This is a genomic window from Neptunomonas antarctica, assembly GCF_001305295.1.
Classification (GTDB): domain Bacteria; phylum Pseudomonadota; class Gammaproteobacteria; order Pseudomonadales; family Balneatricaceae; genus Neptunomonas; species Neptunomonas antarctica.
The window spans coordinates 359,753-371,941 of the sequence record NZ_LJSI01000053.1 but is presented as its reverse complement, the minus strand read 5'-3'; the positions used below and the strand labels follow the sequence as shown (position 1 = coordinate 371,941).

At 47.9% G+C, this 12,189-nt stretch carries 10 protein-coding genes; 5 read left to right on the top strand and 5 right to left on the bottom strand.

Going from position 1 to position 12,189, the window contains the following annotated elements; all coding sequences use genetic code 11:
- The first annotated feature begins 56 nt into the window (after nt 1–56).
- Nucleotides 57–428 (top strand): PilZ domain-containing protein, encoded by a 372-nt coding sequence (locus tag Nant_RS16450; RefSeq protein WP_054342733.1) that lies wholly within the window; start codon nt 57–59, stop codon nt 426–428.
- Between the two features lie 28 nt (nt 429–456).
- On the opposite strand, the gene radA is transcribed toward Nant_RS16450, so the two are convergent.
- Nucleotides 457–1,824, bottom strand: a complete 1,368-nt coding sequence (gene radA / locus Nant_RS16445; RefSeq protein ID WP_054342732.1) for a DNA repair protein RadA — start codon at nt 1,822–1,824, stop codon at nt 457–459.
- Between the two features lie 172 nt (nt 1,825–1,996).
- Here radA and Nant_RS16440 point away from each other — a divergent pair, with 172 nt between their 5' ends.
- A complete protein-coding gene (locus Nant_RS16440) occupies nt 1,997–3,271 on the top strand; it encodes an O-acetylhomoserine aminocarboxypropyltransferase/cysteine synthase family protein (RefSeq protein ID WP_054342731.1) in 1,275 nt (424 codons plus the stop codon).
- A gap of 104 nt (nt 3,272–3,375) precedes the next feature.
- Here the strand turns inward: Nant_RS16440 and can are convergent, their stop codons facing one another.
- Nucleotides 3,376–4,035, bottom strand: a complete 660-nt coding sequence (gene can, locus Nant_RS16435) for a carbonate dehydratase (protein ID WP_054342730.1) — start codon at nt 4,033–4,035, stop codon at nt 3,376–3,378.
- 97 nt (nt 4,036–4,132) lie between these two features.
- On the bottom strand, nt 4,133–5,197 hold the full coding sequence (hemE, locus tag Nant_RS16430) for a uroporphyrinogen decarboxylase (protein ID WP_054343258.1): 1,065 nt from the start codon (nt 5,195–5,197) through the stop codon (nt 4,133–4,135).
- Nucleotides 5,198–5,457: 260 nt separating this feature from the next.
- Between hemE and Nant_RS16425 the strand changes: the two genes are divergently transcribed.
- Complete coding sequence (locus tag Nant_RS16425; protein ID WP_054342729.1) at nt 5,458–6,219, top strand: AraC family transcriptional regulator; 762 nt, start codon at nt 5,458–5,460, stop codon at nt 6,217–6,219.
- Nucleotides 6,220–6,316: 97 nt separating this feature from the next.
- Here Nant_RS16425 and purK read toward each other — a convergent pair whose 3' ends face one another.
- Nucleotides 6,317–7,384, bottom strand: coding sequence for a 5-(carboxyamino)imidazole ribonucleotide synthase (purK, locus tag Nant_RS16420; protein WP_054342728.1), 1,068 nt, complete (start codon nt 7,382–7,384; stop codon nt 6,317–6,319).
- Nucleotides 7,384–7,875 (bottom strand): 5-(carboxyamino)imidazole ribonucleotide mutase, encoded by a 492-nt coding sequence (gene purE, locus Nant_RS16415; protein WP_054342727.1) that lies wholly within the window; start codon nt 7,873–7,875, stop codon nt 7,384–7,386. The genes purK and purE overlap by 1 nt, the downstream gene beginning before the upstream one ends.
- A gap of 304 nt (nt 7,876–8,179) precedes the next feature.
- Here purE and putA point away from each other — a divergent pair, with 304 nt between their 5' ends.
- Complete coding sequence (gene putA / locus Nant_RS16405) at nt 8,180–11,347, top strand: bifunctional proline dehydrogenase/L-glutamate gamma-semialdehyde dehydrogenase PutA (protein ID WP_054342725.1); 3,168 nt, start codon at nt 8,180–8,182, stop codon at nt 11,345–11,347.
- Nucleotides 11,348–11,363: 16 nt separating this feature from the next.
- Nucleotides 11,364–12,056, top strand: coding sequence for a hypothetical protein (locus Nant_RS16400; RefSeq protein WP_054342724.1), 693 nt, complete (start codon nt 11,364–11,366; stop codon nt 12,054–12,056).
- Nucleotides 12,057–12,189 lie beyond the last annotated feature (133 nt).

Below are 12,189 nucleotides of genomic sequence, written 5' to 3'. Positions count from 1 at the left end.
AATTCCGGTTTACACACTATACTAATGTTGGAGTCTGGATCAATTGGGAGAAAGTAGTGGAAAAAAATATACAAGAACGCCGCCGGTTTACCCGTATTAATTTTGATGCGAACTGCATTCTCCGGACTTCTGATAAGGAGTGGGAGATTAAATTAATTGATATATGCTTTAAAGGTGCACTGGCAGAGAGCAACACTGAACTTCCACTGTCCATAGGCGACCAGGCAGAATTGATTATTGTGTTAGACGGGAATGAGGTCATTATTGAGATGCCTGCCATCATCAATCATCGGCGTGACAAATATCTGGGCTTCAAAGCCCAGACAATGAAACTGTCAAGCATCAGCCATCTACGCCGATTGGTAGAGCTTAACTTAGGCGACCCGACGTTACTGGAACGAGAGCTCGATCATTTATATAGCACCTAATATCGATCCTGATATATATACCTGATTATCAAAGCGCATCCAGCGCGTCAGCCAAGCGACTGACGCCAACGACTTCCATTCCTTTGACGACTTCTTTAGGCACATTGCCCTTAGGAACAATGGCACGCTTAAAGCCATGTTTGGCGGCTTCTCTGATCCGCTCCTGACCATTAGGCACGGGCCGTATTTCTCCCGACAAACCCACTTCACCAAACACCATCAAATCCTGCGGCAAAGCTCTATCCCGATAACTGGAGACAACCGCCAGCAACAAGGCAAGATCCGCACTGGTTTCTAACACTTTGACGCCGCCAACAACATTGACAAAAACATCCTGATCACCGGTTTGCAAGCCGCCATGGCGATGCAATACGGCTAATAACATGGCCAAACGGTTGCCATCTAACCCAACTGCTACCCGTCGTGGGTTATTCATATGCGACTGATCAACCAATGCCTGAATCTCTACCAGCAACGGCCGTGTACCTTCCCAGACCACCATCACCACACTGCCAGGGCTTGCTGTTTCGCCACGGCTGAGAAAAATAGAACTGGGATTTTTTACTTCACGTAATCCCGTCTCCAGCATCGCGAACACACCTAACTCATTCACGGCACCAAAACGGTTTTTATGGGAACGTAATGTCCTGAAACGACTGTCTGAAGAACCTTCCAGTTGCAATGAGCAATCAATCATATGCTCCAGAACTTTAGGCCCTGCTAATGAGCCATCTTTGGTGACGTGCCCCACCAAAAACAACACGCAACCGGTCTGTTTGGCAAAACGCGTCAGATCTGCGGCAGACTCCCTCACCTGTGAAACAGAGCCGGGGGCCGACTGAATATCAGCCATATGCATAACCTGAATAGAATCGATAACAATAACTCGGGGTCTTAGCTCAGATGCCACCTGACACACCGCCTCCACACTGGTTTCTGATAACATTTTCAGATGCTCGGCTTTTAAACCTAAACGGTGTGCCCGCATGGCAACCTGTTGCAGTGACTCCTCTCCGGTGACATAGAGCGCGGGCATATTTTCGGCCAGATAACACATAATCTGCAGTAACAGCGTGCTTTTACCGGCACCCGGATGCCCGCCTATCAATATTGAAGAGCCCGGCACTAAGCCGCCACCTAAGACGCGATCCAGCTCTTCGGTACCCGTACCAAAACGCGGCATATCCGCAAGATCTACATCCGCCAGGCTCATCACCCGCTGGCTGGCTTGCCCCGCATAGCCATCGTAACGAGGGCGCGCCGCTGCACTTTGCACCGCCCCCAAACGGACTTCACTTAACGTGTTCCATGCCTGACAAGCAGTACACTGCCCTTGCCATTTGTTATAGTCTGCGCCGCATTCATTACAAACATAGGCTGTTTTGGCTTTCGCCATAATGCTCACCCTCTTCGTTACATGAACAGCATTCTACCCAACCTGCACACTCTTCATAAAGCTTTAGTCGGTTTCACTGTTTATTTATAAGCAATAACCATTACAATCGACCTACTTTATCTATTAATAACTGATATCTGATAACAATAAACACACGTCCAAGGAGTAATACATGAAACTGGAAACCATTGCCGTTCACGGTGGCTATTCGCCAGACCCCACTACCAAGGCCGTTGCTGTTCCTATTTATCAAACAGCGGCGTATGCATTTGATGATGCTCAGCACGGTGCTGATCTGTTTGACCTGAAAGTGCCCGGTAATATTTATACCCGTATCATGAATCCTACAACGGACGTGCTGGAAAAACGTGCCGCTGAACTGGAAGGCGGTATAGCCGCATTAGCGGTCGCTTCTGGTATGTCTGCTATTACCTACACCATTCAGACACTGGCAGAAGTCGGTGATAATATCGTTTCTACCAGCGAGCTATACGGCGGCACTTACAACCTGTTTGCACATACACTACCACGCCAGGGAATTAAGGTACGTTTCGCGAATAAAGATGATTTCGCCGCCATTGAGGCACATATTGATGAGCACACTAAAGGCCTGTTCTGTGAGTCAATAGGCAACCCTTCTGGTGGTATTGCTGACATAGAAAAACTAGCCGAGATCGCCCATCGTCATGGTGTTCCATTGATTGTCGATAACACCGTCGCCAGCCCTATGATGTGGCGCCCGATTGAACAAGGCGCCGATATTGTTGTACATGCCGCCACAAAATATATGGGTGGGCACGGCAACTCTCTGGCAGGCGTCATTGTTGATTCCGGAAAATTCCCCTGGGCCGACAACAAAGCACGCTTTCCGTTGCTGAATGAACCGGATGCCTCTTATCACGGCGTGGTATATACCGACGCTTTCGGACCCGCTGCATTTATTGGCCGTTGTCGTGTTGTGCCATTGCGTAACATGGGCGCAGCACTTTCCCCGATGAATGCCTTCCTGATTTTACAGGGTTTAGAAACACTCGCACTGCGCATGGAACGAGTAAATCAAAACACCCAAAAAATTGCCGAATATCTACAATGCCACGAGCAGGTTGCATGGGTAAACTATGCGGGTCTTGAAAGTCATAAAGATCACGCCCTCGCTCAAAAATATATGAACGGCCAAGCATCTGGCATTCTGAGCTTTGGCGTTACAGGAGGACGTGAGGCTACACGGGCATTCTATGATGCGTTGGCTATTTTTGTACGTCTGGTCAATATTGGTGATTGTAAATCACTGGCATCGATTCCAGCAGAAACCACACATCGCCAGCTCAATGATGAAGAACTAAAATCTGCAGGTGTTGCGCCTGAGATGATTCGTTTATCGATTGGTATAGAGCACATCGACGATCTGATCGATGATCTTGAACAGGCACTGGCTGCCACAAAATAGTTCAGGTGCAGCGGAAAAAATAAGCAACGTGTTATATGCGGCATCTGCCCGTCAGTTAATAACTGACAGGCAGATGCCAATTTATGATCTTTAATCTATGACTTTTAACCTATGACCTTCTGATTAATCGCTTCAATGGCCTCTGCATATCCCGACTCAATGGAATCCTGATCTGAAATACAAAAATTCAAATCCTGAATTAATCCATTATCTAAACCATAGACCCACGCATGGATAGTCAGTTCCTGACCCTTTTCCCAGGCATCTTGAGTAATGGTGGTGTTACAAACGTTATAGGCCTGCTCAATGACATTCAGCTCACAAAGACGATCAAGATAGTGATCCGAATCTTGCCATGCCGACAGCAAACCACGATGTTTCATATCAATATCGCGAATATGCCGTAGCCAATTATCGATCAGCCCATGCGGTCTTGACTCTAGCGCTGCACGCACACCACCGCAGCCATAATGTCCGACTACCATAATATGTTTAATTTTCAACACAGTAACAGCATACTGAATGACCGAAAGGCAATTCATATCCGTATGTATCACCAAATTAGAGACGTTACGGTGGACAAAAACATCACCCGGCATCATTCCCATAATTTCGTTTGCCGGCACCCGGCTGTCTGAGCAACCAATCCACAAATAATCCGGCGCTTGCTGTTTAGCTAATATGGCGAAAAAGTCAGGGGAATCTTCGTTAATTTTATCCGCCCATGAACGATTACTATCAAATAGGTGCTGCAGTTTTTTCATATTAATCCGTGAAAATCAGCTATGAGAATTCAGATACAGAAAAGGGACACCAGGCCCCTTTCTTATCGTGCCAGTTATGACGCCTTAAACGTTTATGTTAGACATGATATTGGGCACTGAGTTCATGCACCGCATCAACAAAAACTTTCGCATGATCCGGATCCGCAAACTGATGAATACCATGCCCCAGATTGAACACATGCCCATTGCCCGTACCGAAGCGCTGGAGAATATCCGCTACTTCTTGTCGAATACGTTCTGGCTGTGCATATAAGACGGAGGGGTCCATATTACCTTGCAACGCAACCTTATCACCGACCCGACGACGCGCATTATCAATATCTATGGTCCAGTCCAGCCCTAATGCATCAGCGCCAGCCTCAGCCATCACTTCCAACCACTGACCACCATTTTTGGTAAACATAATCACAGGTACTTTGCGGCCATCATGCTCGCGAATTAAGCCCGAGATGATTTTACGCATGTAATCCAGCGAGAACGCTTTGTACATATCGCCACTTAAGACTCCACCCCAGGTATCAAAAATCTGAACGGCCTGAGCACCGCTGCGAATTTGCTCATTCAGATAAGTAGTGACCGACTCCGCCAATTTACCCAGTAGTTCATGCAGCACTTCCGGAGATGCGAACATCATCTTCTTAATATGACGGAAATCTTTAGAAGAGCCACCTTCAACCATATAGGTTGCGAGTGTCCATGGGCTTCCGGAGAAACCAATCAACGGCACCCGACCATTCAACTCTTTGCGAACTTCCTTCACTGCATTCATTACATAATCAAGATCAGTCGCAGCATCGGGTACTTTCAGTGCTTCTACATCTTGCTCGGTGCGAATGATTTTTCTGAAACGCGGGCCTTCACCTTCCTCGAAATAAAGCCCCAGATCCATGGCATCAGGGATCGTCAGAATGTCGGAAAACAGGATGGCCGCATCCAGATCAAAGCGTTCCAACGGCTGCAGCGTCACCTCACAAGCCAACTCTCTATTTTTGCACAGGCTGAGAAAATCACCTGCCTGAGCACGCGTAGCCCGGTATTCCGGTAAGTAACGTCCGGCCTGTCGCATCATCCATACCGGTGTAACATCAACAGGTTCGCGCAACAGCGCACGTAAAAAGCGGTCGTTTTTCAATTCAGCCATGTTAATTTCAGCCATCTAAAAGTTTCTTTTAATGCGGCGTATTCTACCGATTTCTAAGGAAAAATGCGCTTTAAATAGAAGATCGATATCAAAGAAAACGCGGCTAAGCCACATTCAATCAGATGGTGTTGATAAAAATTTACTGTACACTAATCGAACAGTGCCACTTTAGTGAAACTTTTAGTCATAACATGGCCATCAAAGTAATACGCTGCACTTGAATCATAATAAGCCTTACGCAGACAATAAAAAGGGCAACAGTGACGACAACAGAACTACTGACATTGCCGGATACGGCCAACCATCATGATCATAAATTCCATCAATTGGTCTTTGGTCTTGAGGGGAAAACTGAATTTGATATTCAGGGACGCGGCGAAAACGTCGGACTCGGCCGCGGCTGCCTGGTACCTTCTTCGACCGATCATGCCTTCTGTGGCGTAGGCGAGAACCGCATTGTAGTGATCAATATACCCGCAGAGAAGATAGAACTTGCACCCATGCAAGAACAAATAGCACGGCTGTTTGATACACCCTCTTACTTTACATTGGACAGCCAGCGCCAGGTGCTACTGCAAGCGATTTGCCAGGAAATAAAACAAACACCTGCTGATTCTCCACTATTGCAAGCCTGCGGGCAGACGCTGCTGTTATCCATACAAAACCTCATAAAATCGCCCACGCCCCGACGTACTCACTCATACATTGATCAAACTGCCATTGACCTGCACATCCAGCTGAACATGCATCGAAAAATATCCATTATTGAATTAGCCGGCATCTCTTTTTTAAGCCCGAGCCATTTTCACGCCTGCTTCAAAGAAAACACCGGCGTTACTCCGCATCAATATGTATTACATAAACGCCTTGAACAAGGCAGAGAAAAACTTACGGCCGGCTGGAACGTCTTGCAGACAGCGGAACATTGCGGCTTCAGCAGTCAAAGCGCTTTCACCCATGCATTTCGTGATCATTTTAATACAACACCTGCACGTTGCCGCAAAACAGCGATTCAGGCGTAACGTATCTCTTAATAAAAAGCACCAAAACGTAAACAGCCATTACATAAGTAATGGCTGTTTACGGATGAAGACTATTTACAACTATTAATTATAATGACTACCTGAGATTGTTCGCGACCCAGCTAAACACTTGTGGATAAGGTTCCGGAAAGTAAGGTTGCAGTGTATTCAGCGAACCATGCAACTGCTGCACATCAGTAGACGTAAGATTGAGGTGCCCGACTTTACGCCCCACACGCACTTCTTTTCCGTACCAATAAAGCTCAGTACCTGCCACCGCCATCCATCGGTTATCTCGTTCGACACCGATCAGATTGATCATCACAGATTGACCTTTAATCACGGCATTAGCCAAAGGTAGCCCGGCAACCGCACGAACATGATATTCAAACTGGCTGATACTCGCACCCGACTGCGTCCAGTGGCCACTATTGTGTACACGAGGCGCCAGCTCATTCACCATAAGGTTCTCACCCACACGGAAACATTCCATCGCCATCACGCCGACATAGTCCAGAGAGGTCAGCAACTTGCCCAGCATCTCTTCTGCTTCGGACTGAATACCGGCAAGACGCTCAAGCGGCGAGATCGACGCCATCAGAATGCCATCAACATGCAGATTTAATGTCAGCGGATAAAAATACAGATTCCCCTGCTGATCACGTGCACCGACAAGCGACACCTCTTCATCAAAAGGGATTTTCTGTTCGGCGATTGCCTGCTCATGCCAGCCCTGTGGAATAGCCGTTGCTTGTGCGTGCTTCAACCAGAACTGCCCACGACCATCGTAGCCACCGGTTCGACGTTTCAGTAACACCGTATCGCCGAGCGTCTGATAAAGCTCATCTGCCTGAGTAGCCACCTCGACTAATTGCCAAGGTGCCGTTGCTATATCAAGCTCGTCCAACAATTGCTTTTGAGTGTAACGGTCTGCCAGACGAGGAAACACCTTACCGTTAATAAAGTGCGGGTGATTCGATAGCGCCGTCGTCGTTTCTGTATCAGGCCATAACTCAATCTCAGCAGTAACAACATCATCAGGTGCCAATACTGCTGGCAACGCTTGATTAAAGTCGACAGGTACCACATCAATATTCAGCGGCATAGCCGCATGGCGCATCATTGCTCCCAGCTGACCCGCCCCTAACACCCATACTTTATTCATTAGTCTTCTCTTGGATCTGGATTTTCAAGAATAGTATCAGTCTGCGCCTGACGGAAAGCGTCCAGACGTTGCGCCAACGCCGCATCATTATTCGCCAGAATCTGTGCTGCCAGTAAACCTGCGTTAAAAGCGCCTGCGGTTCCTATTGCAAATGTTCCTACAGCAATACCTTTAGGCATCTGAACGATCGACAGCAAGCTATCCATACCATTGAGTGCTTTACTTTGTACGGGCACACCCAACACCGGCAAACGGGTTTTTGATGCCACCATACCCGGCAAATGCGCAGCACCACCGGCACCCGCCACAATAACCTGATATCCGGCATCAACTGCCTGCGAAGAGAAAGAGAACAGCTTATCAGGCGTGCGATGTGCAGAGATCACTTCAACATGATAAGACACCTGAAGTTGATCCAGAATTTCAGTGGCAAATTTCATGGTTTCCCAATCACTTTTAGAGCCCATGATAATGGCGACTTTCGGTTGCATATAACTCGATCCGATTCAATATATTGTATTGAAAAAGGCGCTAACTCAGTTAACACCGCTAAAGCGGATCATAGCAAATTCTGTGCGATTGATCGCTTAAAAACTAGAATTTTCCCTGAACTCCCTCCACGTTTATGGAAAAAGTTTATTAAAAAACCTCTCAGCGGTAAGCGATCAGAGCTTTTCGCAAAAAAAACCTAGTATTTAGCAAGACTAAACATGCACGTTATCCCTAAAGTGAAACATCCATGATATTCATCTATGCTGCATTATCTGCAGTTCAACGTGTTTAGGGAGCATAACTATGTTCAAAGCCACCGATATATTCAACCCCGGGTTTTTAGATCAGCCGCTTTCAAACTTATGGCAATTAATTTCACCCTTATATGCCGTGGATGAATCTATCTGGCTGAAAGAACTTCTGCCCTTAGCCGCACCCGACGCACATGAGCGCCAACGCATTACTCAAGGCGCAACCACACTCATTGAACAAGTGCGGGCTGATGACGGCGCGATTCACATGATCGATGCATTACTGCTGGAATACAGTCTGGATAGCCACGAAGGAATTCTGCTGATGTGCCTGGCAGAAGCTCTCATGCGCATCCCCGATGCGGACACGGCTGATGCGTTAATCCGGGACAAGCTCTCTGTTGCCGACTGGAAGGCTCACCTGAAGAACTCTGATTCTCTGTTCGTCAATGCCTCTACCTGGGGACTATTGCTGACCGGAAAGGTAGTTTCATTAGACGAAAACAAAGACGGCACACCGTCCAATGTGATTAATCGTTTTGTTAATAAAATGTCTGAACCGGTCATCCGTAAAGTGATGAACCAGGCGATGAAAATTATGGGACATCAGTTTGTACTGGGTCGCACCATAAAAGAAGCGCTGAAAAACGGTCGCAGCGATCGTGATAAAGGCTATTCTTACTCTTTTGATATGTTGGGTGAGGCGGCACTCACCGCGCAAGATGCCGATAAATACTTTACTGACTACGAACAGGCGATCACCGCCGTCGGACAAGATAACTATCAAGGTAAAGGTAAAGGTAAAGGCAGCAGGTCTAAACCAACTATTTCTATTAAATTATCGGCATTACACCCGCGCTATGAAGTCGGCCAGAAAACCCGTGTATTAGGTGAAATGTGCGATAAAGTACTTGAGCTGATCTGCCATGCCCGCGCATCGGGTGTGGGCATTACCATCGATGCCGAAGAAGCCGATCGTCTTGAACTATCTCTGGAACTTTTTCAGCAATTGTATCAGCACGAATCGACCCGTGGCTGGGGTGAATTTGGCTTAGTAATACAAGCCTATTCAAAACGCGCCTTACCCGTACTGGCCTGGCTGGCCGCATTGGCTAAAAGCCAGGGCGATCGCATCCCATTACGCTTGGTAAAAGGCGCTTACTGGGATAGTGAAATTAAAAATTGCCAACAGCGGGGTCTGAGCGGCTACCCGGTTTATACCCGTAAAGAAGCCACCGATACGGCTTATCTTGCCTGTGCCCGCTTTCTGTTAAGCGAATCTGTACATGGCCATATTTATCCTCAATTTGCCAGCCACAACGCACACACTGCCGCGTCAGTTATAGCGATGAGCACGCATACTGATTTTGAATTCCAACGCCTGCATGGCATGGGTGATGCGCTATACAACAGAATCATCAAAGACAATGATGTTAATGTGCGGATTTACGCACCGGTCGGTAATCATAAAGATTTACTGCCCTACCTGGTGCGCCGCCTGTTAGAAAATGGCGCTAACAGCTCCTTTGTTCATCGTCTGGTTGATGCCCGCTGCCCAATCAGCGAATTGGTTCACCATCCGGCCGATGTACTGTCATCACGCCAGATACTGGCTAATCCATATATCCCATTACCTGCGCAGCTGTTTGGTGATGAGCGTAAAAACTCACACGGCTTCAATATCGAAATCGAAGCGGAATCTGCATCCTTTGACGCGATGATTCAACCCTTTATGTCAACAACATGGCAAGCCGGCCCTATCATTAACGGCGAAGTGATCTCGACGGATGTGACGCAACAGCACATTACCGCTCCTTACAATCATGACCAAACGGTAGGACAGATCAACTGGGCCTCAGCCTCGCATGTCGACGAGGCGCTCTCTTACGCAGCCGCCGCCTACCCTAGCTGGCGCGACACACCTGTTGAAGTACGCGCAACAGCACTGGAACGCTTAGCCGATTTACTGGAAATAAACTACGGTGAACTGATGGCGTTGTGCCATCGCGAAGCAGGTAAAACGCTACAGGACAGTATTGATGAAATTCGCGAGGCCGTAGATTTCTGTCGTTATTACGCCGTGCAAGCGCGTCTGGCCATGACCGATGCTATCAGCATGCCTGCATTTGATAACACAACCACCACTATTGAGCGCCAGGGGCGTGGCATATTTGTCTGTATTTCTCCCTGGAACTTTCCACTGGCGATCTTCCTCGGACAAATTTCAGCCGCTCTGGCCGCAGGCAATACCGTTATCGCTAAGCCAGCCGAACAAACCAGCATTATTGCCTTCCGTGCTATTCAGCTAATGCTGGAAGCCGGTATCCCGGCAGGCGCAATTCAACTGCTTCCCGGCGACGGCGCAATCCTCGGGGCAGCGCTGACATCAGATAAGCGTGTAGCAGGTGTCGCCTTTACCGGTTCAACAGGCACCGCCCAACGAATTAACAGATCCTTAGCGAATCGTGATGCAGAACCGGTACCCTTTATTGCTGAAACCGGTGGCCAGAATGCCATGATTATCGACTCCACCTGCCTACCTGAACAAGTGGTTCGGGATGTGGTGCGCTCAGCCTTTGCATCCGCCGGCCAACGCTGCTCAGCACTGCGTGTGCTGTTTGTACAACAGGATGTTGCTGATCGGATTATCCCGATGTTACGCGGCGCTATGCAAGAACAGGCAGTAGGCAACCCCGAGTTGCATCAAACAGACGTGGGGCCGGTCATCAATAAAACAGCACAGTCCGGACTGCTGAAACACATTGAAAGAATGCAGGAAAGCGCAACCTTCATTGCTCAATCGCCGCTACCGTCTGATGCTGATAAAGGAACCTTTGTGGCACCGACTGCTTTTGAAATATCAGGTATCGATTTGTTAACTGAAGAGCAGTTCGGGCCTATCCTGCATGTCGTGCGCTACAAATCACGTGAGCTTGATAAGGTTATCGATAGTATTAATGCCAGCGGTTTTGGCCTGACATTAGGCGTACATACACGTAATGAAACCACCGCCAGGCATATTACTGCCCGTGTTCGTGCCGGCAACATTTACATTAACCGTGATCAGGTAGGTGCCGTGGTCGGTGTGCAACCGTTTGGTGGGCAGGGACTTTCAGGCACTGGCCCAAAAGCCGGTGGACCGCATTATCTGAAACGCTTTACGCGTGAAATTCAGAGCACTCAAACTCAAAGCACTCAAACCCAAAACAAGCAAGCGTGAGCAGGAGGAGATACCGATGACTATTCAAACCTTAGATAACGCGGTGATGAAAGCAGAATCAGCCTGGGAAGCGTGGAATGCTTTAGGTGCAGCGGCACGTATCGTTCAACTAAAGAAAGCAGCACAAGAATTGAACCAGCCTTTAGTTAACTGGTTACTTAATAACGTCGCCGCTAGCATGCCTGATAGCGTTATTTTGCCGGGTCCCACGGGCGAAGCTAATAGCCTGAACTGGAGTGGCCGGGGGGTGATTTGTATCTGCGCAGATTCAGCAGCCTCCGATACAGCCGCCTTCGACACAGCGATAGCAGCACAACTGTTCACGGCGTTAGCAACCGGTAACGTCGTTATCATGCAAACAGTCGATAAGTATGCACATCAATTACATGCTGCATTACTCAATACCGGTATCGGAGACAGCATTGCCCAGCTAACCTCGGCTTCTATTGATGAATTAAGCCGCCATGAGGGATTTCATGCCTATGCCTTTTGTGGAATGCCAGCACCGCTTATAACACTTAATAAAACACTGTCACAACGCAACGGCGTTTTAGCCCAACTGATTTCAGAAACTGAATTTGAGACTTATCCAACACTGACAAGTCTCGATTATCCCTGGCGCTTTGTAACAGAAAGTACGCTTTCCGTTAACACAACCGCTGTGGGTGGTAATGCCACACTGCTCGAACTGGGTGGCAAAGACCACTAATCCAAAAATCACCCGCGTATTGATGGCTGGTTTTTTTGGCTTCCACAACCTGCGAAGAAACACCTTAGTTCTTGGCAGGTTGCTTATAACAGTAACCTCTAATAATAAATTTTAGAAACAACTACAGGGTATG

What these genes read in the sequence shown, in the direction of transcription:
- radA (WP_054342732.1), bottom strand. Translation starts at nt 1,824, where the DNA reads ATGGCGAAAGCCAAAACAGCCTATGTTTGTAATGAATGCGGCGCAGAC.
- Nant_RS16440 (WP_054342731.1), top strand. Translation starts at nt 1,997, where the DNA reads ATGAAACTGGAAACCATTGCCGTTCACGGTGGCTATTCGCCAGACCCC.
- can (WP_054342730.1), bottom strand. Translation starts at nt 4,035, where the DNA reads ATGAAAAAACTGCAGCACCTATTTGATAGTAATCGTTCATGGGCGGAT.
- hemE (WP_054343258.1), bottom strand. Translation starts at nt 5,197, where the DNA reads ATGGCTGAATTGAAAAACGACCGCTTTTTACGTGCGCTGTTGCGCGAA.
- purK (WP_054342728.1), bottom strand. Translation starts at nt 7,384, where the DNA reads ATGAATAAAGTATGGGTGTTAGGGGCGGGTCAGCTGGGAGCAATGATG.
- purE (WP_054342727.1), bottom strand. Translation starts at nt 7,875, where the DNA reads ATGCAACCGAAAGTCGCCATTATCATGGGCTCTAAAAGTGATTGGGAA.
- putA (WP_054342725.1), top strand. Translation starts at nt 8,180, where the DNA reads ATGTTCAAAGCCACCGATATATTCAACCCCGGGTTTTTAGATCAGCCG.
- Nant_RS16400 (WP_054342724.1), top strand. Translation starts at nt 11,364, where the DNA reads ATGACTATTCAAACCTTAGATAACGCGGTGATGAAAGCAGAATCAGCC.